Raw genomic sequence first — 23,720 nt, 5'->3', positions numbered from 1 at the left:
CCCCGCAGGAATCACCCATAAAAAAGCCCCCGGCCACTGACGCGACCGGGGGCTTTTCGTCCTCCGTTTATCTGCCCATCACATCCAGGAAACTGCTGACAAATTCGGCGTTGTCCACGATCCGCTCATGGGTAGTGTCGATCACGACCGATTGCTCGATTGCCATCTGCCCCAGCACTGCCCGCAGGCTCGACTCGATCAGCTCGCGGTGCTGCCCACCCTTGCTCTGCGCCGCCCACCAGCACAGTACCGGTGCAGTGATCGCCGAGTATCGGGCCTCTTGCAGCCGCTGATCCAGTTCGCGCTTGACGTCCCAGGACACCTGCGCCTCGGAACCTTCCAGCAGTTCGCGCTTTAGCGTCAGGTAGGCCTCACCCAAGGTGTGCTCAGCCCAGGCATCCAGTCGTGCCCATTGCCGCACTTGATCTTGCTCGCACGCTTGGGCCTCCTGCCAGGCTGTTTGGATCTGCAGGGCCTGGGCCGGGAACATCACGCCGAGCAACTCAGCCCGCTGCTCAACGTCGGACAAGTGTCGATCATCGGCGTTATCGTCTTCCTTCCAGAATGCTGTCACGTCATGCGGCGGCGGCGTGTCGACCAGGCCGACGCACTCTACCTCCCTCCCCGCCTGCTCCAGGCGATAGGCCACGTCCAGTGCCAAGTTGCCCCCAAGCGACCAACCGGCCAGGCGGAACGCACCTTGCGGATGAGCGACCAACAATTGCTCGGTGTAGTCCTCGACCATAGTGGCCCAGGCAGGCACCGTCCCACCCTCTTCTGTCAGCGCCCGACAGATAACGCCCAGCACCGGACGCTGTTCCCTGAGCGCCAGGGCGACGGCCTTGTAGCAATGCACCGAGCCATAGCTGGGATGGAACAGGAACAACGGCGTCCCCGATTCCACGCTGTTGAGCGGCACAATCAGCGAACGGCGTGCGCTGCCCAGCAGGCAATCGACTTGCCCTTGCACCGTAGGGTTGAGCATCAACTGGGTCACCGACAAGTTGGTGCCGCAGGCGTTTTTGATGCGCTCCTTAAGCATCAATATCAACAAAGAGTGCCCACCCAGTTCGAAGAAATTATCGCGCAGGCCGACTTGTTCGACACCCAACACATCCCTCCAGATCGCTGCCAGCTGTTTCTCCAACGGGCTTTGCGGTGCCAGGTAAGCCTGGGCGTGCTGGACCGCATCAGGCCTTGGCAAGGCCTTGCGATCCAATTTGCCATTGGGGCTCAACGGCATCTGGTCGAGTACGACCCACTGCGCCGGCACCATGTAGTCCGGCAGCTGTTGAGCCAGGTGGGCGCCCAGCACATCGCGCCAATCGTCACCCGCGTTTTGCAGCACCAGGTAGCCCACCAGGAACTTGCCGTCCACCGCCAGCACGGCAGCCTCACGCACCCACTCGTGTTCCAGCAGGCGTGCTTCGATTTCGCCCAACTCGATGCGCAGGCCGCGCAACTTGACCTGATGGTCGATACGCCCGGCGTACTCGATCACGCCGTCGTCGCGGTAACGCGCCAGGTCGCCGGTGCGGTACAGGCGTTCGCCGCTTACGAATGGATGCGCAATAAAGCGTTCGGCGGTGAGTGCCGGGCGGCGATGGTAACCACGGGCCAGGCCGATGCCACCCAGGTACAACTCGCCCAGTACACCCACCGGTACCGGCTCGAAGTTGCTGTCGAGGATGTAGCAGCCCAGGTTGGCAATCGGCTTACCGATAGGCACCGCATCGCAGCCCTCCTCTACGCAAGTCCAGTGGGTCACGTCGATAGCGGCTTCAGTCGGCCCGTACAGGTTGTAAAGACTGGCGTGCGGCAGCTTGGCGAACACTTGTTGCTGAGCGTCCACCGGCAACGCTTCACCACTGCAGACAATGCGCTGCAGGCTGGCGCAGGTAGACACCTTCGAGTCCTGCAGGAACGCCTGCAGCATCGATGGCACAAAATGCAGCGTGGTGATCTGCTCTTGATTGATCAGGTCGATCAACTTGGCCGGATCACGGTGATCCCCAGGCGCTGCAACCACCAGGCGCGAGCCGGTCATCAGCGGCCAGAAGAACTCCCACACCGACACGTCGAAGCTGAACGGGGTCTTTTGCAGTACGCTGTCGCCGGCGTCCAGGCTGTAGGCTTCTTGCATCCAGTGGAGCCTGTTAGCCAGGGCCGAATGTCGATTGCCGGCGCCTTTGGGCTGGCCGGTGGAGCCTGAGGTGTAGATCACATAGGCAAGGTTCTCGCCGTCCAGGATGATGCCCGGGTTGGCGTCGCTATAGCCTTCGAACCCTGTTTCGCCCAGCACCAGGCTGCTCAAACCCTCCGGGATCGGCAACTGCTCCAGCAGATGCGCCTGGGTCAACAGCAGCTTCACGCCACTGTCATCGAGCATATAGGCCAGGCGTTCACGCGGGTATTCCGGATCCAGCGGCACATAGGCACCACCGGCCTTGAGCACTGCCAGCAGGCCCACCACCATTTCGATGGATCGCTCTACGGCCAGGCCCACCAGCACGTCCGGCCCTACGCCGGCGGCGATCAATCGATGAGCCAGGCGGTTGGCGCGACGGTTCAGCTCGGCATAGCTCAGGTGCTGCGCACCAAACACCAGGGCCGGTGCGTCTGGCGCCAAGGCCACCTGGTCTTCGATCATCTGGTGCACGCCACGGTGCAATGGATAATCCCGCGTTGTCGCGTTCCAGTCCTCGACAATCAACTGGTGCTGAGCAGCGGGCAACGACGGCAGGTCTGCCAGGCGCTCAACCTGCGGCAGCGTCAACGCCAGCAGCAACTGCTGGAAATGCGCCGACAGGTTAACGACGTCCTGCGTTTCGAACGCGGCGTGATCGTAGTTGAACTCCATCGCCAGGCGATTACCCATGGCCAGCAGTACGGTCAGCGGATAGTGGGTCTGTTCCAGGCTGTCCATCGTGCCGAAACGCAGGCCCGCCGGGGATCCCTGCTCTAAAGCCTCGGACACCGGGTAGTTCTCGAATACCAGGATGCTGTCGAACAACGCCTCGCCGCCCAGCCCTGCCCAGCGCTGGATCTCGAACAGCGGCGTGTGCTCCTGTTCACGCAGGCGCAGGTTTTGTGCCTGCACCTGCTGCAACCAATCATTCACGCTCAACTGCGGGCTCGGCGTGGCCACCACTGGCAGCGTGTTGATGAACAAACCCACCTGCTGTTCGATACCCGGCAATTCGGCCGGGCGTCCCGCCACCGTGGCACCAAAGGCGACGGTGTCCAGGCCGGTATGACGTTGCAACAGCAACAGCCAGGCGCTTTGCACCAGGGTATTGAGCGTCACCTTGTGGCGCTGGGCAAACGCTTTGAGTTGTTCGGTTACCGTCTGCTCCAGGGTCAGCCGGTGAATGCCATTGACCTCGGACACGTCCTGTTCGCGGGCGAGCCCACGGGACAGTCGCGTTGGCGTCTGCAAGCCCGCGAGCTGGGCTTTCCAGAAGGTCTCGCTGGTGAGCGGATCCTGTGCCTGCAACCAGCCGATGTAATCGCGATAGCGTCCGTTCGGCGCGCGTAGCGATTCGCCGGCGTATTGTTGCAGCACCTCGCCAAACAGCTGCGAAGCACTCCAGCCATCCATCAGAATGTGGTGGTTGGTGTAAATAAGGTGATGGCTGTCGATGCTGGTACGCACCACGACCAGGCTCAGCAAAGGCGCCTGCTCAAGCACGAAGCCATCTGCACGAAGGGTTTGCGCCAAAGCATCGAGCGCTTCACCGAGGTCTTCACGCTGCTGCCAATCGTGCTCGACCAAAGGCACCTGGGCCGCCTTGTAGACCACCTGCAACGGCTGCTCCAGCTCGGTCTGCCAGAGGAACCCGGTGCGCAGGATGTCGTGGTGCTCCAGGGCGACCTGCCAGGCCGCCTGGAAACGCGCCACATCCAACCCTTGCACGTCAACGCGCATCTGGTTGATGTAGTCGCCCGAGCCCTGGCCGAACAGGGATTGGAACAGCATGCCCTGCTGCATCGGCGACAGCGGGTAAATATCGTCGACCTGGCTCAACGGCAAGGCCAGGCCATCCAACTGAACCTGGCTCAAGCGGGCCAGTGGGAAGTCCGATGGGGTGGCGCCGGAGTGTTCAGGCTGGCAGCAATGCCCGATCAGCGCCTTGAGCTCTTGCGCGTAGTCATCCGCCAGTTGCTGGATGCTCGCCGAATCGAACATCTGCTGGCTGAAGCTCCAGTTCAGGTTCAGCTCACCGCCATACACCTGGCCGTTGATTTCCAGCCAGTTGCCCAGCGATGCATCCGGGCTCTGGTCGCTGCCGGCGGCATCACCAGAAGGCGCAAACAAGCCCTGCTGTTCATTGCCATCAAAACTGGTATCGAACTGGCCTAGGTAGTTGAAGGTGATACGCGGTTGCGGCAGGCGTGCCAATGCGTCACGCACATCGGGCTGGCCCAGGTAACGCAGGGCACCAAAACCGATGCCCTTGTCGGGAATCGCGCGCAGCTGCTCCTTGATGCCCTTCAATGAATCCGCCAGGGTCGAAGCCGGGGTGAGTTTTACCGGGTAGAGGCTGGTGAACCAACCGACCGTACGTGTCAGGTCGATGTCCTCGAACAGGTCTTCGCGGCCATGCCCTTCCAAGCGGATCAGGGTCGAATCGTGGCCGGTCCAGCGCCCGATCACCCGCGCCAGCGCCGTCAGTAACAGGTCGTTGATTTGAGTGCGATAGGCTGCCGGGGCGTCCTGCAGCAGGCGACGGGTATGGCTGCCGTCCAGGTGCGTGGTTGCGCTGCCGATATGGCGATTGCTCAGGCTCGCTCCTGGCTTGGCGCTTGGCAGGTCGGCCTCGGCGCCGTGCAATTGTGCTTGCCACCACGCCAGCTCCTGGGTCAGTGCCTCGCCTTGGACGTATTGCTGAAGACGTTGCGCCCAGTCGCGGGTGGAACTGGTCTTGGCAGGCAATGCCACTGGGGTGCCTGCGGCGAGTTGGCGGTAGGCCGTTTGCAAATCCTCCAAGAGAATCCGCCACGACACGCCATCGACGACCAAGTGATGGATAACCAGCAGCAAGCGCTGCGAACCATCGTCCAATTGAACCAGCACGGCGCGCATCAGCGGGCCCTGGTCGAGATCAAGGCTGCGTTGCGCCTCCTCGGCCAATGCCGTGAGTGCTTCAACACCGTGCAGCGTGCTTTGCCACAACACAGTATCGGCCTGATGGTGCTCGGCCGCACGGAACAGACCCTGCCAGCCCTGCGCGCCTTCAACAAACCGCGAGCGCAACGCATCGTGGTGCACCAGCAACGCTTGCAAGGCCTGGGTCAATGTCGCGGCATCGAGGTGTTCGTGGGGCTGCAGCACCACCGACTGGTTCCAGTGGTGACGTTCGGCAATCTCATCGGCGAAGAAGGCTTGCTGGATCGGCAACAGCAACGTCTCGCCGCTCAAGGCGGCCTGGCTGATGGTCAAGCCTTCGACACCCTGGCGCGCGACGCCAGCCAGGCTCTGTACGGTCTGGTGCTGGAACAGGTCCTTGGGCGTGAACCGGATGCCCGCTTGCCGCGCACGGCTGACCACCTGGATCGAGATGATCGAATCGCCGCCCAGCTCGAAGAAGTTGTCGTTCAAGCCCACCTGCGGCAAGCGCAGCACGTCGGCCCAGATGGCGGCGAGCTGTTGTTCCAGCTCGCTTTGCGGCGCCACGTAGGCTTGTTGCAACAGGCTTGCGTCCGGTTGCGGCAAGCCTTTGCGGTCGAGCTTGCCATTGGGCGTCAGCGGCATTTGCGCCAGGAACATGAAGTACGTCGGCACCATGTAGTCGGGCAGACGGGTTTTCAAGGCGCGGCGCAGGGTTTCGCGGAACTCGGTTTCGTTGGCAGGGCCAGCATTGGCCGGCACCACGTAGGCCACCAGTTGTTTACCGGTCGGACCTTCCTGGGCGACCACCACGGTTTCGCCGACGTTGTCCTGTTCGCGCAGGCGCGCTTCGATCTCGCCCAGTTCGATACGGAAACCGCGGATTTTTACCTGGTGGTCGACACGACCGAGGTAATCCACCACACCATCCGGGCGGCCACGGGTCAGGTCGCCGCTGCGATACACACGGCTGCCTGGCTTGCCGAACGGGTCCGGTACAAAGCGCTCAGCCGTCAGTGCCGGACGCTCCAGATACCCTCGGGCCACGCCCTCGCCGCCCAGGTACAACTCGCCGGCCACGCCGACAGGTTGAAGATTGAGTTGCGAGTCGAGCACGTAGCCGCTGCGGTTGCCCAGCAAGGTGCCGATTGGGGCATAAACCGCGCCGCACGGATCGCCCCGGCGTGCCTTCCACAGCAATGGCGTGACCACGGTTTCGGTCGGGCCGTAGCCGTTGAACAGGTAGGTCGGCTTGAGCGCGCGCCATGCCAGGTCGTAGCTGGCCTGGGCGACCGCGTCACCGCCAAAGCAGTACACACGCACCTTCGGTGGGTTGCCGTCACGCTCGGCATGCTCGGCCAACTGTTGCAGGTAAACCGGCGGGAACACCGCCATGGTCACGTTGTGACGGTGCATCTGTTCGTAGGTGTATTCCGGCAGCCACAGGCTGTCGTCACGGATCAACACGCTGGCGCCGTTGATCAACGGGTGCATCCAGCCTTCGTGGGAGCCGTCGAAGGCGAACGACATGAAGTGCAGTTCGCAGTCAGACGGGCTGGTTTCATAACGCTCGCCAGTGGCGATGATGTGCGCCACCAACGGACCGTGGGACACCGCCACGCCCTTAGGCATACCGGTCGAACCCGAGGTGTAGATCACGTAAGCCAGGTTATCGCCGTCCAGCTTCACGTCCGGTGCAGTGTCGCGGTAATCCGCCCAGCCCTCGGTGCGATCAATCGCCAATGTGCCCAGTCCTTCGGGAATCGGCAGTTGCTGCAACGCGCTGCTATGGGTCAGCAACAGCTTCGCACGGCTGTCCTGCATCATGTACAGCAGACGGTCACGTGGGTATTCCACGTCCAGCGGCACATACACGCCACCGGCTTTCATCACCGCCAGGAACGCCACCATGATTTCAGCACTGCGCGGCATGGCGATGGCCACCCGCACTTCCGGACCGACGCCACGGGCGATCAGCGCATGGGCCAGGCGGTTGGCCTGGCGGTCCAGCTCGCCATAGCTCAGGGTTCGCGCGTCGAATTTCACGGCGACCGCATCGGGGTTTTCCCTGGCGCGGTCAGCCACCAACTCATGCACAAGACGCTTGGCCGAGAAGCCGGCATCAGTCTGGTTCCACAGTTGCAGAATGTGCTGCTGCTCATCCTGGCCCAGCAGGTTCAATTGGCTGATGGACTGTTGTTGATCAGCAACCATCGCCTGCAACAGGTTCTGCCAATGGCCGGCCATGCGCGCGATGGTCGCCGGGGCAAACAGATCGGTGGCATAACTCAGCGATGCGCCGAGCTGGTTCCCGGACTCCTCGATATCCAGGATCAGATCGAAATGCGCGGCTGTTTCATCCCAGCTCACCGGGCTCATGTCCAGCTGCGCCAGGCGCTGCAAATGCTCGCCAGCCTGGCTGATGTGGTGGTTGAACGCAACCTGGAACAAGGGACTCAAGCTCAGGCTGCGCTCGGGTTGCAGGGCCTCGACCAGTTGCTCGAACGGCAGGTCCTGATGCGCCTGGGCTTCCAGCGCGCGTTGTTTGACCTGGGTCAGTAGCTGGCGAACGGTGGTCTGCCCGTCGACATCAGCCTTGAGCACCTGGGTATTGACGAAGAAGCCGATCAGCCGCTCGGTTTCAACGCGGTTACGGTTGGCAATCGGCACCCCGACGCGAATGTCCTGCTGGCCGCTGTAGCGATGCAACAACGCCTGGTACGAAGCCAGTAGCACCATGAACAGGGTCACACCTTCGCGCTGGGCCAGGGCCTTGAGGCTGTCGACCAGCGTGGCCGGCAACGCAATGTTCAGGCGTGCGCCGCGATGGGTCGGCACTGCCGGACGCTGGTGGTCGAACGGCAACTCCAGCACCGGTTGCTCGCCGCCGAGCACCTTGCACCAGTAGTCAAGCTGGCGGGCCTTCTCCCCCGCCTCCATCCATGTGCGCTGCCACTGCGCATAGTCGGCGTACTGGATCGACATGGCCGGTAATTGCAACGTCTGCCCTTGGCTGTAGGCGGTGTAAAGCTGCACCAGTTCGTCAACCATGACCTGCATCGACCAGCCATCGGAAATAATGTGATGCTGCACGATCACCAGCACATGCTCGTCCGGGGCCAGGCGCAACAGGCTGACCCGCATCAATGGGCCCTGGCGCAGGTCAAATGGCTGAGCGATACGCGCTTCAACTTCGGCTTTAAGGCTCGCTTCGTCAGTGTCGGCCGACACCAGTTCGATGCGTGTACACGCACTGATGACTTGCACCGTGCGCTCCGCATCCTGGTGGAAGTGGGTGCGCAGGCTTTCGTGGCGCACGACCAGGGCATCAAACGCCTTCTGCAACGCAGCCTTGTCCACTAGCCCCTTGAGGCGCAGGGCGCTGGGAACATGGTAAGCCGCACTGGTCGGGTCCAGTTGCCAGAGGAACCATTGACGCTCCTGGGCAAACGACAGCGCCAGCGGCTGGTCACGTGTCACCGCCACAAGCGGCAGTGCCGTGGTGGCCTGCAACCCTGCGCAAGCAGCTGCGAACGCTTCCAGCGTCGGCTGTTCGAACAGCGTGCGCAAAGGCACTTCCAGCTTGAGGTCATGGCGCACCCGCGAGACCACTTGGGTGGCGAGCAATGAATGGCCGCCACGCTCGAAGAAGTGATCATGGAGCCCCACCTGCTCCACCTGCAACACGGCTTGCCAGATGGTGGCCAGTTGCATTTGCAGGGCATTTTGCGGGGCTGCATAGGCCTGGCGCGCTTGACTCAGGTCGGGCGCCGGCAGCGCGCGACGGTCGAGCTTGCCGTTGTTGTTCAATGGCAGCGCATCGAGGGTGACCCAATGCCCCGGCACCATGTAGTCCGGCAGGGACTGGCGCAAGGTGGCTGCCAATGCGGGCAAGTCCAGGGACTGCCCATTGACGGGCACCACGTACGCCACCAATTGCGTGCCCGTCGCACTTGACTGCGCGATGACGGCGGCTTCGCGCAACTGCGGCACGGCTTGCAGGCTGGCTTCGATTTCGCCCATCTCCACGCGGAAACCACGGATCTTCACTTGATGATCGATGCGTCCGACGTACTCAAGCGCACCCGCCGCGTTGTAACGGGCCAGGTCGCCGCTGCGGTAGAGACGCGAACCCGGCACGGCGGAAAATGGGTCCGGCAGGAAGCGTTCAGCAGTCAGCGCCGGACGGTCGAAATAGCGCTGGGCCAAGCCGTGTTCGGCGCCGATGCACAATTCGCCAACGCCCTCTGTTGCCAACAGGTCGAAACCGCTGTCCAGCACATACAAGGAGCGCCCCTGGATCGCCCGGCCAATCGGCACGCCAAACGCATCGCTGGCGTCCGCTAACTGGCAGTCGTGCACGCTGGACACCACGGTCGCCTCGGTAGGCCCGTAGGTATTGACCAGGCGCACGTCGCCCAGGCCAGCGGCGTGCCAGGCGCGCAGCCCTTCCACCGACATTGCCTCGCCGCCCACATGCACCTGGCGCAGGTTGCCCAGGCTGCGTGAGTCGACAGCACATTCCTTGGCGAGCAAGTACCAGTAAGCGGCTGGCAAATCCGCCAGGGTCACGCCTTGCTCGACGATTTCCCGAGCCAATTGCCCGGCGTCCCACAGTTCATCGCCGCGCATGATCAACGCAGCGCCGACACACAGGGGTGGGTAGCATTGCTCGACGAAGCCGTCGAAGCTGAAGGTCGCGAATTGCAGCACGCGGTCCGCAGCACTCAAGCGGCTGTAGGCCTCTGCGCTGTCGCAGAATTGACCGAGGGCGGCATGATCGATGGCCACACCCTTGGGCTGGCCAGTGGAGCCGGAGGTGTAGATCACATACGCAAGGTCAGCGGCGCTTGTGTGATTGAGTGGATTGGTCGACGGGTAGTCTGCCAACTCTGTGCCGGAGGCGGTGAAGTCCACACGCGCCAGCCCTTGAGGCAGTGTCAGGTCCGCGAGCAAACCGACCTCGCTGAGCAGCAGATCGAGGCGGCTGTCCGACAGCATGTAGGTCAGGCGATCCACCGGGTAGCTCGGGTCGAGCGGCACATAGGCGGCGCCGCTTTTGAGCACGGCGAGCAAGCTGACAATCAATTGCGGACCGCGTCGAGCGGCCAGGCCGACGCGTTGGCCAGGCCCAACGCCCAGCGCCAACAGGCGATGGGCCAGACGGTTGGCGTGAGCATTGAGCTGTGCATAGCTCAAGCGTGCATCGCCAGCTTGTACCGCCAGCGCCTCCGGCGTGGCGGCGGCCTGGGCGGCGATACGTTCGTGCACGCGCAGGTCATTTTGTGCGGCACCCGGCGACTGGCTGAGGGCGAGCATGTCGCGCTGGGCAACGTCGTCGAGCAGACGCAGATTGCCAAGCGATACCTGGGCATCCGTGAGCATCTGAACCAGCAGGTGTTGCAGGTTGCCACTCAGCCGAGCGACCTGCTGTGCGCTGAAACGCGCTTGGTCATAGCCAAACTCCAGGCGCAGGCTGGCGCCCAGTTCGATCCCCAGGGTCAGCGGATAGTGGGTCTGTTCATGGTTGTGCAGGCGGCCGAACACCAGGCCGGCTGGCGCGCCTTGTTTCAAGGCTTCGGCCACCGGGAAGTTTTCGAATACCAGCAAGGTGTCGAACAGCGCACTGCCCTGCTGCCCCGCCCAGCCCTGGATGTCATACAGCGGCACATGTTCGTGGTCGCGCAGGCTCAGGTTGAGGGCTTGCAGTTCGCTCAGCCAGCCGGCAACCGACTGCGCGGGCGAGGCTGCGCTGATAATGGGCAGGGTGTTGATGAACAGGCCCAGTTGTTGTTCGATCCCCGGCAATGGCGCCGAGCGTCCTGCGACAGTGGCGCCAAAGGCCACGCAGTCTTGCCCGGTATAGCGTTGCAACAACAGGCTCCAAGCGCCTTGCAACACAGTGTTGAGGGTGACTTTCTGACGGCGGGCAAACTCACCGAGGGCCTGCGTGAAATCGCCCTCCAGCACCACATGATGATCGGCCATTCCCTTGCCGTCGGTCGGTACACGCAGCGCCTGGGCCAGCAAGGTCGGCGTTTGCAACGGTGCCAGGCTGGTTTTCCAGAACGCTTCACCTGAGGCTTGCTGCTGCAACCACCCCAGGTAATCACGGAACTGCCCCTGCGGCGCCGGCACCTGTTGCCCGGCGTAGTGAGCGATGACTTCGCCGAGCAACTGGGCGTTACTCCAGCCGTCCATGAGGATGTGGTGGCTGGTGAAGATCAGATGCCAGGCAGTGCCGGCACCTCGCACCAGCATCAGGCGAAACAGCGGCGCCGCATTCAGCGCAAAGCCTTTCCCGCGCTCGGCAGCGGCGAGCGCATCGAAATCGGCTTCGATGTCTTCGATGACTTGCAACTGCACATCCACCTGGCGTTGGATCACCTGGTGGGCGCTTTCCAGACCGAGCCAGTGGAAGCTGCTGCGCAGGATGTCATGGCGGTCCAGCGCGGCCTGCCAGGCACGGCCGAATGCCAGCAAGTCCAGACCATCGATGTCCAGGCGCAACTGGTTGATGTAGGCCTCGGCCTCGGGCTCGTACAGCGTATGGAACAACATACCCTGCTGCATCGGCGACAGCGGGTAGACATCGGCAATCGCCGGCCCGGCGATGGGCAAGGCGTCCAACTGCGACTGGGTCAGGCGTGCCAACGGAAAATCAGAAGGGGTGACTTGCCCCACCGGCGTGTCGCAGCAATGCTCGATCAAGGCCTTGAGTTCGGCCACGTAGTCATCCGCCAGGCGCTGGACCGTCGCGACATCGAACATCTCACGGCTGAAACCCCACTGCAGCGCCAGTTCACCGCCATACACCTGCCCTTCCACCGTCAGCCAGTTAGCCAGCGGCGCCTCGGGATCCTGGGCCTGCCCACTGCCTTGGGTAGCCGGAACGAACAGCGCCGACTCGTTGAACTGGCGGTCGAACTGGCCCAGGTAGTTGAAGGTGACGCGCGGCGTAGCCAGGTTCGACAGGGCTTCGCGGGCGTCAGGCGTCCCGAGATAGCGCAGCAGGCCGTAGCTGACGCCCTTGTGCGGTACGGCGCGCAGTTGCTCTTTTACCGATTTGATTGCAGCCGACAGCTCGCCATCGGCTTGCAGGCGTACTGGGAACAGGCTGGTGAACCAGCCGACAGTGCGGCTCAGGTCAACCGTGTCGAACAGGTCTTCACGGCCATGGCCTTCCAGTTGGATCAGCGCGGCGGGCTGTTCGCTCCAGCGGCTGATGACACGCGCCAGGGCAGTCAGCAGCAGGTCGTTGACCTGGGTGCGGTAGGCCGCTGGCGCGTCTTGCAGCAGTTGACGGGTATGTTCGCTACTCAGGCGAATTTCGACTTTGCTGCCCAGGCGGTTTTGCAGGCCGCCCTGGGGGTTATCGCACGGCAGATCGACGCTCGTGGTCTGGGCCTGCCAGTACGGCAGTTGCTCGTCCAGCGTCAACGCATGGGCCTGCAATTGCTGCGCCCACAGTTGATAGGCGCTGGTCTTGGCCGGCAATGCGGCATTGCGGTAGACCTGTTGCAGGTCTTCGAGCAGGATGCGCCACGATACGCCGTCTACCGCCAGGTGATGCACCACCAACAGCAAGCGTTGGGAGCCGTCGGCCATCGCCACCAGGGCAGCACGCAACAACGGGCCCTGTTCAAGATCAAGACTGCGCTGGGCTTCGTCGCAGAGTGCGGCCAACTCAGCGTCGTCAGCGACTTGGGTTTGCCACACTTCAGCCGTTGTCACGGGCTCGGCATGGGTTTGCCGCCACCCGTCAGCCTGTTGCACAAACCGCAGGCGCAGGGCGTCGTGGTGGTTGATCAGTTGGGTCAAAGCCGCTTCAAGCCGTGCAGGTTCCAGGGTTTCCCGTGGCGTCAGCAGCAGCGACTGGTTCCAATGCTGACGCACTGGAATCGCCTGCTCGAAAAAGCTCTGTTGCACGGGCGTGAGAATGACTTCGCCGGTGACTGGCCCTTGGTCGATGATAGCCGCTTGCTCGCGGGTCGCGACCAGCGCCAGGGTGCGCACACTCTGGTACTGGAACAGGTCCCTTGGACTGAGGCGAATCCCCGCCTGGCGCGCACGGCTGACCACCTGGATGGAGATGATCGAATCGCCGCCCAGCTCGAAAAAGTTGTCTTCCAGGCCGATCTGCTCGACGCCCAGTACGTCACTCCAGATAGTCGCCAGTGTTTTTTGCAGGTCGTTTTCCGGTGCGACATAAGCCTGTTGTGGTGCAGCATCCGGCACCGGCAAGGCCTTGCGGTCGAGCTTGCCGTTGGCGGTCACCGGCAGCTTGGCCAAGTACATTATATGAGTGGGTACCATGTACTCCGGCAGGCTGCTCAGCAGCCAGGCCTTGAGATCGACCGGCGCCTGGTCTTCCAGCACCAGGTAGGCCACCAATTGCTTGCCGCCCTGCACCAGCACCACCGCCTCGCGCACCGAGGGGTGTTGCATCAGGCGCGTCTCGATTTCACCCAGCTCGATACGTAGGCCACGCAGCTTGACCTGATGGTCGAGGCGGCCGAGGTATTCGATGACGCCATTGGCGCGCTGACGCACGCGGTCGCCCGTGCGGTACAGACGCGTGCCGTCACCGAAAGGACTGGGCACAAAACGTTCGGCAGTAAGTGCCGGACGTCGATGATAACTACGAGCCAGGCCAGTGCCGCCCAGGTACAGCTCGCCGCTGACGCCAGCGGGAACCGGGTTGAGCTGGGCATCGAGCACGTAGGTGTCGAGGTTAGCGATGGGGCGGCCGATGGGCACGCTGTCGGCGCCTTCGTCGACGCAGGTCCAATGGGTGACGTCGATGGCGGCTTCGGTTGGGCCGTACAGGTTGAACAGACCGGCTTGGGGCAACTTGGCAAACACTTGCAATTGCGCATCCAGCGGCAAGGCTTCGCCACTGCAGACGATGCGGCGCAGGCTCGTGCAAGCCTGCACGCCCGACTCATGGATAAACGCCTGGAGCATCGACGGCACAAAGTGCAACGTGGTGATGCCGTGCTGCACAATCGTCTCGATCAGGCGTGCCGGTTCGCGATGCTCGCCGGGCGCTGCTACCACCAGGCGTGCGCCGGTCATCAGCGGCCAGAAGAACTCCCACACCGACACATCGAAGCTGAACGGGGTTTTTTGCAGGACCGCATCGCTGGCGTCCAGGCCATAGGCTTGCTGCATCCAGCACAGGCGGTTGACCAGCGCACGATGGCTGTTGCCGGCGCCCTTGGGCTTGCCGGTGGAGCCGGAGGTGTAGATCACGTAGGCCAGGTTCAGCGCGTGAAGGGTGACGTTTGCCGAGTCGGTGCTGTAGCCATCGAGCCAGTTGGCGGGCTGGTCCAGGGCAATCACCTGGATGCCTTCGACAGGCAACAACGGCAACAGACTGTGTTGACTGAGCAACAACCGAATGCCGCTGTCTTCGATCATGTAGGCCAGGCGTTCCTGGGGATACTCAGGGTCCAACGGGACGTAGGCGCCACCTGCCTTGAGGATAGCCAGCAGGCCGACCACCATTTCAATCGAGCGCTCAACGCAGATCCCGACCAGAACGTCCGGACCTACGCCCTTCTCGCGCAAGGCATGGGCCAGCTGGTTGGCGCGAGCATCAAGCTGGGCATAGGTCAGCGTTGTGGCGCCGAACACCAGCGCTGGCGCGTCGGGCGTGGCCTGTACCTGGTCTTCGATCAGGTGATGGATGCCGCGCTCGATCGGGTACGCCTCGGCGGTCTGGTTCCAGCTGTGGACCAGCACTTGCTGCTCATCCGCATCCAGCATCGGCAACTCACCGATGCGCTGCGCACCGTCGGCCACCATGGCCTGCAACAGACGGATCCAATGCCCAGCCATGCGCTCGATGGACGCCGCGTCGAACAGGTCATTGGCGTAGGTCAACGCGGCGTGCAGGGTGCCGGATTTTTCATAGGTGTCGAGGGTCAGGTCGAACTGAGTGGTGCGGCCTTGCCACTCCACCAGCGCCAGTTCCAGGCCGGAGGCCGTGCTGACGCCCGCAATGTCGGCCACCACCGGCTGGTGGTTGTACATGACCTGGAACAACGGCGTATGGCTGAGGCTGCGCTCTACCTTGAGGGCTTCCACCAGGCGCTCGAACGGCAATTCCTGATGGGCCTGGGCGCCCAGTGCGTGCTCCTTGATGCTTTGCAGTAATTCGGTGACAAGGGTTTGCCCGGTCAGCTCGGTGCGTAGCACTTGGGTATTGACGAAAAAGCCGATCAGCCCTTCGACTTCAGTACGGTTGCGGTTGGCGATTGGCACGCCGACACGGATATCGCCCTGCCCGGTATAGCGATGCAGCAGCACGTTGAACGCACCGAGCAAGAGCATGAACAAGGTAACGTTGTGCTTTTGTGCGCAGCTACGCAGTTGTGCGGTCAGCGTGGGTTCGATCGCGAAATTATGGCGCGTGCCCTGGTAGCTCGGCATGGCCGGACGTGGGCGATCCGCGGGCAGTTCCAGCACCGGGTGCTCATCGCCCAGGCGCGCTTGCCAGTACTCCAATTGTCGAGCCTGCTCACCCGCTTCCAACCAGCGACGTTGCCACAGGGCGTAGTCGCTGTACTGGATCGGCAAGGCCGGCAGTTGCGGCGTTTCATTGCGCTCATGGGCGTCGTAGCAGCGGATGAACTCCTCGATCAGCACGTTCATCGACCAACCGTCGGAGACGATGTGATGCAGGGTCAGCAGCAACACGTGTTCCTGCGTGTCGAGCGTGAGCAATTGCACGCGCAGCAACGGGCCGCTTTCCAGATCGAACGGCAGCAGCGATTGACGGGGCGCGGAGTCGTTGACGGCTTGTTCGCGCTCAGCAGGAGACAGGTGGCTCAGGTCGAGTTGTTCGACGGCCAACGGCGTTGCAGTCGCCACTTGCAACAGGCGCTCATCGGCCTGTTGCTGGAACACGGTGCGCAGGGTTTCGTGGCGCGCGACCAGGCTCGCAAATGCTTGCTCCATCGCTTCCAGGTTCAACCTGCCTTTGAGGCGTACAGCGCCCGGCAGGTTGTAGGCGCCACTGGCCGGGTCCAATTGCCACAGAAACCACATGCGCTGCTGCGCGTAGGACAGCGCCTGGCGATCCTCCGCCTCCACCCCTGCCGGAATCGGAAACCGGGAAAAATCCACCCCTTCTTTCTGCAAGGCCTGCAGGAACAATTGGCGTTTTTCCAGGGGCAACCCGATAAACCGGCGAGCAAGTTTCAAGGAGTCTTCAGCATTCATTTCTTGGAGTCCGGAACAATAGGCGGGAAGCACAAAGGCACGTCGTCCCTATAAAACGAACCGGACAGGGAAAAATTAGCGGGGAGTGGAAGGCGTGGAGCGAGGTGTCATCAAGGGTTACATCAATCTCAGCAGAGACACCCGAACCCGAGCTAGCATTGACGAACACCACTTTTTGCAACTACATTTAGTTACACTCAGGGAGCGCCGTGTCCAAAAATGAACAGCTGCTCGCCAAACGGCTCAATGAGCACATGGCATTTACCTGGCCTGAGCTCGTAACGCTGCTGCGACGACTGGGCTACACACAGATTGAAGGGGCTGGAAGCCGGGTCAAATTCGACATCGGCGACCCCAGTGCAATGATCACCTTGCACAAGCCTCACCCTGGCAACGAACTGAAACACTACATTCGGCGCCAGATCATCGAACAGTTGAAATCAGGAGAACTGATTCAGTGAACAACCAACTGAAACACAAGGGCTACATCGGCTCCATCGAAGCCAGCGTCGAAGACAACTGCCTGTTCGGCAAGATTCTGTTCATCAAGGCGTTGGTGAGCTATGAAGGGAAAACCGTCGCTGAACTGGACGCTGCATTTCGTGAGGCGGTGGATGACTACCTCGCCACTTGCCAGACCCTCGGGCAGACCCCGGAGAAGCCCTGCAAGGGTTCCTTCAATGTCCGGGTCGGCCATGACTTGCACTTGGCGGCAGCCCTGGCGGCAACCCGCAAAAAAGTGACCCTCAATGACCTGACACGCCAGGCCTTGAATGAGTTTTTACAGCATCATGGCAATGATGCATGCCCTGCGGTTAGCTGATTAACCCAACCGCCGATAACCCAACACTGCCGCCCCCAGCACCACCGCCCCCGCCGCCAACGCCACGTAGAACCCGCTGGTGGCGCCTAAGTGGTCAATCATCCAGCCGGAACTGGCAGCGCCAATGGCCACGCCGATGCTGAGGCCGGTGATCAGCCAGGTCATGCCTTCGGTCAAGCGGCTGGCGGGTACGATCTGCTCCACCAAGGCCATGGATACAATGAGCGTTGGAGCGAAGAACAGCCCGGAGATAAAGATGGCCACCGCAAGTCCCGGAATGTTGGTTACCAACAGCAACGGCAAGGTGGTCAGCGCCGTAGCCATGCCACAGAACAGGAACTGCCGGGGCAATGATGCCTTGAGTTTCAGGGTGCCGAACGCCAGCCCTGCCAGGCATGAGCCGATGGCGTACACCGACAGTACGATGCTCGCCGCCGCCGGCTGGCCCTGATGCTGGGCAAAGGCGACGCTGACCACATCCACCACGCCGACAATCACGCCCATGGCCAGCAACAGGATCATCAGGATCAGCACCGAGGGTGAAGCAATCAGCCAGCGGCCGTGGTGGCCCTGATGCGCATGCACGGGTGGTTCGGTGTCACGCTGCAACACAAAGGTGGTAACACCCAGCGCCAGCAACAACGCGGCGACCAAAGGCCCCGCCTCCGGAAACAGCACCACGCTCAACCCCACCGAAATCGGTGGCCCGATGATGAAGCACACTTCGTCCAGTACCGACTCCAGGGCAAACGCGGTCTGCAGCTTGGGTTGGCCCCGATACAGCTCGGTCCAGCGCGCCCGCACCATGGCCGACATGTTGGGCATGCAACCCGCCAGAGCGGCAAACAGGAAGAGCAGCCAGTTCGGTGCTTGCAGACGGGTACACAGCAGCAACATCAACAACGCCCCGCCGCCCATCAATGCGGCAATCGGCAGCACTCGGCCCTGACTGTATTGGTCCACCAGCCGCGACACCTGCGGCGCACAAAACGCCGTGGCCAAGGCAAAGACCGCTGCGACCGAGCCCGCCAGGCCATAGCCGCCATGCACCTGCGAGAGCATGGTGATCAAACCGATCCCCGTCATCGATACCGGCATGCGCGCCAGCATGCCCGCCAGCACAAAAGCCCGGGCGCCAGGGACCTGGAACAACTCGGCGTAAGGGTTTGCCATCCTGCTCGACCTCTTCATGAATGCCCCGAAACTTGCTATCCGCAAGAATCGAGGCAAAATACATACGGTGCGTATGTGATAAATCATGCTTAACATACGCAGCGTATGTCAATCTTTCCCTTGTCGATTGTGAGCCCTACCATGAGCCGAGCCCGTGCCGAAATGATCGAAGACACCCGCGCCCGGCTGATTGCCAGCGCGCGCCAGGCCTTTGCGACACAAGGTTACGCGAATACATCGATGGACGACTTCACCGCCCGTGCCGGCCTGACCCGAGGGGCGCTGTACCATCACTTTGGGGACAAGAAAGGTCTGCTGGCCGCCGTGGTTGCCCAACTCGACAGCGAGATGGACGCGCGTTTACAGCGCATCTCAGATGAAGCTTCAGACCTCTGGAGCGGCTTTTGCGAACGTTGCCGTGCCTACTTGCGCATGGCACAGGATGACGAAATCCAACGCATCGTATTGCAGGATGCGCCGGCCGTGCTGGGTGACACGGGCTCCCAGCAACACTGCGTGGAGTCATTGCGCCAACTGATTGAGGCGTTGATGCAGGCTGGAGCCGTCCCCCACGTCCCGAGCCTTGCGCTGGCGCAACTGATCAACGGCAGCCTGGTCAGCACTGCCCTGTGGATCGCCCGGGATGAACACCCGGACGAGCGACTCGAACAGGGCCTGTTAGGTCTTGAACTGCTGCTGCGCGGCCTGAGCCTCACACCAACCGCTTGATCTGCTTGTGTCGCCACACCAACCGGTAATACGCGGTCTGCAAGGCCAGCATGGCCAGGTAGGTCACCGGGAACGCCATCCACACGCCTTCCAGGCCAAAATGCGCGTTGAACAGGTAAGCCATCGGCAGCTCCACGCACAGCACGCAGAAAATCGAAATCACCACCGGCATCAGCACCACACCGCTGGCCCGCATGATCCCGCCCACCACCGCCTGGAAGCCAAACACCAGGATGCTCCACAGCATGATGTGCAGCAGGTGCTCAGCGTTGACCCGTGCCGCATCGTCGGTAATGAACAACCCGAGCAACCAGTGGGACAACACATAACCCAATACAATCAGGCCACCGGTGAGACACAGGTTGATCAACAACCCCGTGCGCAGAATCGGCCCGATACGCTCCAACCGCCCGGCACCAATCGCCTGGGCACCCAGGATCGAGGCGGTGATGGCAATCGACAAGGCCGGGAACTGCACGTAGTTAACGATTTGTGTCACCGCGCCATACGCCGCCGTGGCCTGGGAGCCGTGGCCGTTGACCAGGGCAAGGATGACCAATTCCGACAGCGACAGCACCACCATCTGTAGGCCGGTCGGCAAGCCGATGCGCAAGACCTTGCCGAGAATCACGCGGTCCAGGCGCAAGGCCGTAAGCAACTCACGATCCGGCGCCATCACATGGTGCTTGTGGCGCAGGCGCAAGATCAAAAACAGCATGGCCAAGGCATTACCTACCAGCCCGGCATACACCGCGCTCTGGATGCCCATGGGCGGCAGGCCGATCCAGCCGCCAATCAGTGCAGGGGTCAGCAACAGGCCGACCAGGGTCGACACCATCAACGCCAGCAACGGCGAGATCGTGTCGCTGACGCCGCGCAGCAACTGGGTGTAAAGGATGAACACCAGCAACAACGGCATGATCAGCATCATCTTCTGCGCATAGCCGACGGCATCGTCCAGCACATCAACCGGCGTGCCTAATGCCTGCAACGCCGGACGTGCAAACAGACTGCCCAGCACCGCTGCGATCACACCCACCAGCGCGCCCAGCGTCAAGGTTGCTCCGGTAATCACCTTGACCATCCCCGTTTCCTGCGCCCCCCAGGCTTGGCCGATCAACACTGAGGCACCCGCCCCCAGGCCGATCACCAAGGCAATGAAGAAAAACACGATGGGGAACATGCCCGACACCGCCGCCAACGCTTGGGTGCCGAGCATTTGCCCGACATAGATGCCGTTGAGGGTGCCGGAAAAACTTTGCAGGAAGTTAGACAGCACCATCGGTGCCAGAAAGATCAGGTAGATCTGCCACAACGGCCGTTGTTGAGTGACGTCCATGAAGGTAGGGATCCAGGAAGGGTGATCAGACAGGGAACGCGTTGCGCGACAACCAGGCCAGGTACGTTTGCACGTCCAGCGGCCAGTGCGCGATCTTGCGGGAGAAGTCCACCGCATCAAAGGCAAACAACGCCCGTGAAGCCTCTTCGAAACCGGGCAGGTCACCGCCGATAGCGCTCATGAAGCGATACCCGGCTTCCTTGGCCTGGCGTATCTGATCACGGGAAGCATGAGCCGCGCGAGCCTCATCCACCAGCCGGCGCAACGCCGCCGAGGCACCGCCGCGTTGCTGGCCCAGCCATTCCCAGTGGCGCGGTAATAACGTGACCTCCCGTGCGACCACCCCCAGTTTCGGACGCCCGACCGAGGGCGTAGCGGGAGGCTCGTCCGTGACTTCGGCCTGGACCGGTTGTTCAGGCGCATAGCCTGCGGGCCAGGGGAAGTCGACTTGGAGCCCGGTGGCGTCATCGAATACCAGAAAGCTGCCCGCTGGATGATCAAGACTGGCGAGCGCATCGGCGACATCAGCGTAGGAACCCGCTGCCACACGCTGGTGGCCAACAAAGGCCGTACACATAGGAAGGTTTTGCGTAGGCATAGTTATTACCCGGATATTAATATTTTTACCCGGATCATATTAGCCAAAGTTTTATGACATGCAAGGCGATATTGTGGTGAAACTTCCAACTGCCTGCCGCTGAGCGGCAAAATACATCGGATGACGTGTCAATCCAGGTTTTATTCCATCAATTCGCTCGATGACAGGGTCAGCAATTTCTGATTGGACGCGTGACAGGCGGGTCGATAGATTCCCCCGCGAAGATAGCTATTAGCCATCACCTCTCAACTCCCTGAATATCGAGCTTTCCATGAAAAAACCTGTCTCGTTGGCGATGCGTATCGGACTGGGCTTTGCGTCCACCCTGTCGTTGCTGGTGCTGATCACCGCCGTCGGTATCCAGCGCGTGGGTTTTATCGACAGCACCCTCAAGGAAGTGTCCGAAAAAGCTGCTGTGGTGCAGCGCTATGCGATCAATTTCCGTGGCAGCGTGCACAACCGCGCCATCGCCATCCGCGATGCCGTATTGGTCAAGGATGAACCGTCGCTCAACCGCCACCTGGCCGAGATCGACCAGCTCAAGCGCGATTACCAGGACTCTGCGGTGATGATGGATCGCCTGTTCGCCAACGCCGCCGCCAGCACCGAGGAATCCCGTCTTTTGGCTGATATCAAGGCCATCGAGACCCAGGCCCTGGCCTCCACCGAACGGGTGATCAGCCTGCGTCGCGGCAATGACATCGCCGGCGCCCAGGACTTGCTGCTGGCCCAGTCGTCGGCTCACTACACCGAATGGCTCAAACGCGTGAATGCCCTGATCGACTTCGAAGAAGCCCAGATCAAGCAACGCCTGGACACGGTGCAAGCCGCCGCCAGTAACTTTGCCGTGCTGATGCTGCTGGCCAGCGCCGTCGCGATCCTCTTGAGCGTGCTGGTGTCCCTGTTGATCATCCGCAAGGTCAAGGCCACTCTTGGCGCCGAGCCGGAGGAAGTCGCCGAGGCGATCCGTCGCCTGGCTAATGGCGACTTGAACCAGCCCATCGAAACCCGCTACCCCGACAGCGTGATGGGTATTTTGAAAAACGCCCTGGCGCGCCTGGGCGACACCATCACCGAAGTACGCTCGGCAGCCCAAGCCCTGCGTCACGCTTCGGTCACCCTGTTGTCCGTAGCCAGCGACAACCGTCAGCAGATCACCCTGCAAACCAGCGAAGCCCAGCATGTGGCGGCTGCGATCACGCAAATGGCGGCCTCGGTCAGTGAGGTCTCGGGCTACGCATCCGCTGCGTCCAAGGCGACCATTTTGGCGGACGCAGAAGTCGACAGTGGCCACCGCCTGGTCGGCGAAGTGACCGTGGCTATCGAGGAGCTCGCAACCATCCTCGACCAGGCCACCAGCCGGGTCAACCAAGTGTCCAGCGACAGTGAAAGCATCGAAACCGTGATCGAAGTGATCAACGCCATCGCTGCCCAAACCAACCTGCTGGCACTCAACGCGGCCATCGAAGCCGCGCGGGCCGGTGAACATGGCCGTGGTTTTGCGGTGGTGGCCGATGAAGTGCGCTCGCTGGCGACGCGCACCCAGGAATCGACCCAGGAGATCCGCGACATGATCGGCAAGCTGCAAAACGGCACCCAGGACGCCGCCGATATCATGCAACGCAGCCGCAGCCTGGCCCAGGTCACCGTGGCGCAGACCCGCGACTCACAGGTGGCCCTGGGCAAGATCAGCCAGGAAGTGGGAGCGATCAATGCGATGAACGCGCAGATCGCCAGTGCTTCAGTGCAGCAAAGCGCGGCGGCGGAAGAAGTTGCGCAGAATGTCACACGCATCCATAGCTCCACCGTGCAATCGGCGGCGGGCTCGGAGCAGGTGGAGCATTCCAATCACGAACTGGCGGAGCTGGCAGATCGCTTGAGTACCAAGGTGGCGTTTTTCAACGTGGCCTAACGTTTGTCGCGCTTCATCTGCATGGTCAGGGTAAAACGATCTGCGGGGTAGACCGTTTCCGACACCGCGATCACCCCGCCAGCCTCATCACGATACTGGCGGATGATATTGAGCCCCAACGCGCCGCCCTGCGCCTTGAGGCTGGCGGCCAACTCAGCTGACAGCTGCACCGGCCGCACCTGTTGGTCCACCACATCGATATGCCGCGAGAACGCCTTGCCGATCAACGCGGCGATCAGTTCATCCGGGTGCTTGCGCGCTTCGGGAATTACCTCGGCATAGGTCTGCTCGGCGTACACATCGGTCCAGCACAACGGTGCGTTGCCGGCGCTGGCATCGACCTTGATGCTCGACACGCAGAAGTAATGCCCGCCCGGTTCCAGCCCTAGGCGCCGCGCCAGCGCGATATCAGCGACGAACTCGCGAACGTCCTGGATATCGCGGATATGGGTTTCGGCCACCTGCACCAGGTCGGCCACCGACGCCATCGCCTGGGAATACCCGCCCTGGGGTGAGGCCGCTTCGACCCTCGTCCCCACGCGCTTGCGCCGCGAGACCATGCCCTGCCCCTGCAACTGATCGATGGCCGCGCGCACGGTGTGCCGGCTCACCGCGTACAGCGAGCAGAGTTCGAATTCGGTCGGCAACAACGACCCCACCGGGTAATGGCCGCTGCCAATCTGATCGATCAAGTCCTTGGCAACCGCCGCATAACGCCTCTGGCTCACGCTTTCCATTTTTACCCTCGTTGTCGAGTTGACAGTGTATCAGCACAGGCGTAATCATATTGTACGGACATATTAAATA

General features: G+C 62.0%; 9 protein-coding genes. 4 read left to right on the top strand and 5 right to left on the bottom strand.

The annotated features are described in order from the left end of the window. Positions 1-67: 67 nt before the first annotated feature. On the bottom strand, positions 68-16,339 hold the full coding sequence (locus tag H096_RS06985; RefSeq protein ID WP_033897429.1) for a non-ribosomal peptide synthetase: 16,272 nt from the start codon (positions 16,337-16,339) through the stop codon (positions 68-70). Positions 16,340-16,548: 209 nt separating this feature from the next. Between H096_RS06985 and H096_RS06980 the strand changes: the two genes are divergently transcribed. Together H096_RS06980 and H096_RS06975 are read left to right on the top strand one after the other, a co-directional pair. Then, positions 16,549-16,800, top strand: coding sequence for a type II toxin-antitoxin system HicA family toxin (locus H096_RS06980; protein ID WP_033897428.1), 252 nt, complete (start codon positions 16,549-16,551; stop codon positions 16,798-16,800). Then, positions 16,797-17,162 carry a type II toxin-antitoxin system HicB family antitoxin gene (locus H096_RS06975; protein WP_033897427.1) on the top strand — a complete coding sequence of 122 codons (366 nt, stop codon included), beginning with the start codon at positions 16,797-16,799 and terminating at the stop codon, positions 17,160-17,162. Before H096_RS06980 ends, H096_RS06975 begins: the two co-directional genes overlap by 4 nt. On the opposite strand, the gene H096_RS06970 is transcribed toward H096_RS06975, so the two are convergent. Then, the gene (locus H096_RS06970; protein WP_033897426.1) at positions 17,163-18,335 is read right to left on the bottom strand and encodes an MFS transporter; all 1,173 of its coding nucleotides are present in this window, start codon (positions 18,333-18,335) and stop codon (positions 17,163-17,165) included. Positions 18,336-18,476: 141 nt separating this feature from the next. Here H096_RS06970 and H096_RS06965 point away from each other — a divergent pair, with 141 nt between their 5' ends. Further along, positions 18,477-19,064: a TetR/AcrR family transcriptional regulator gene (locus tag H096_RS06965; protein WP_033897425.1), complete on the top strand. Its 588-nt coding sequence runs from the start codon at positions 18,477-18,479 to the stop codon at positions 19,062-19,064. Here the strand turns inward: H096_RS06965 and H096_RS06960 are convergent. Both H096_RS06960 and H096_RS06955 read right to left on the bottom strand, forming a co-directional pair. Further along, positions 19,048-20,403 (bottom strand): MATE family efflux transporter, encoded by a 1,356-nt coding sequence (locus H096_RS06960; protein WP_033897424.1) that lies wholly within the window; start codon positions 20,401-20,403, stop codon positions 19,048-19,050. The two genes, H096_RS06965 and H096_RS06960, sit on opposite strands and share 17 nt — an antisense overlap. A 25-nt stretch (positions 20,404-20,428) precedes the next feature. After that, on the bottom strand, positions 20,429-21,001 hold the full coding sequence (locus H096_RS06955) for a DUF2239 family protein (protein ID WP_051421959.1): 573 nt from the start codon (positions 20,999-21,001) through the stop codon (positions 20,429-20,431). 271 nt (positions 21,002-21,272) lie between these two features. On the opposite strand from H096_RS06955, the gene H096_RS06950 reads away from it, so the two are divergent. Further along, positions 21,273-22,913, top strand: a complete 1,641-nt coding sequence (locus H096_RS06950) for a methyl-accepting chemotaxis protein (RefSeq protein ID WP_033897422.1) — start codon at positions 21,273-21,275, stop codon at positions 22,911-22,913. On the opposite strand, the gene H096_RS06945 is transcribed toward H096_RS06950, so the two are convergent. Further along, a complete protein-coding gene (locus tag H096_RS06945; protein WP_177076877.1) occupies positions 22,910-23,641 on the bottom strand; it encodes a GntR family transcriptional regulator in 732 nt (243 codons plus the stop codon). The genes H096_RS06950 and H096_RS06945 overlap by 4 nt on opposite strands. Positions 23,642-23,720: the final 79 nt, after the last annotated feature.

The organism is Pseudomonas sp. FH1 (assembly GCF_000510895.2).
Lineage (GTDB): Bacteria > Pseudomonadota > Gammaproteobacteria > Pseudomonadales > Pseudomonadaceae > Aquipseudomonas > Aquipseudomonas azotoformans_A.
Note: the sequence above shows the minus strand (reverse complement) of the source record. Positions and strands in the feature narration are given on the sequence as shown.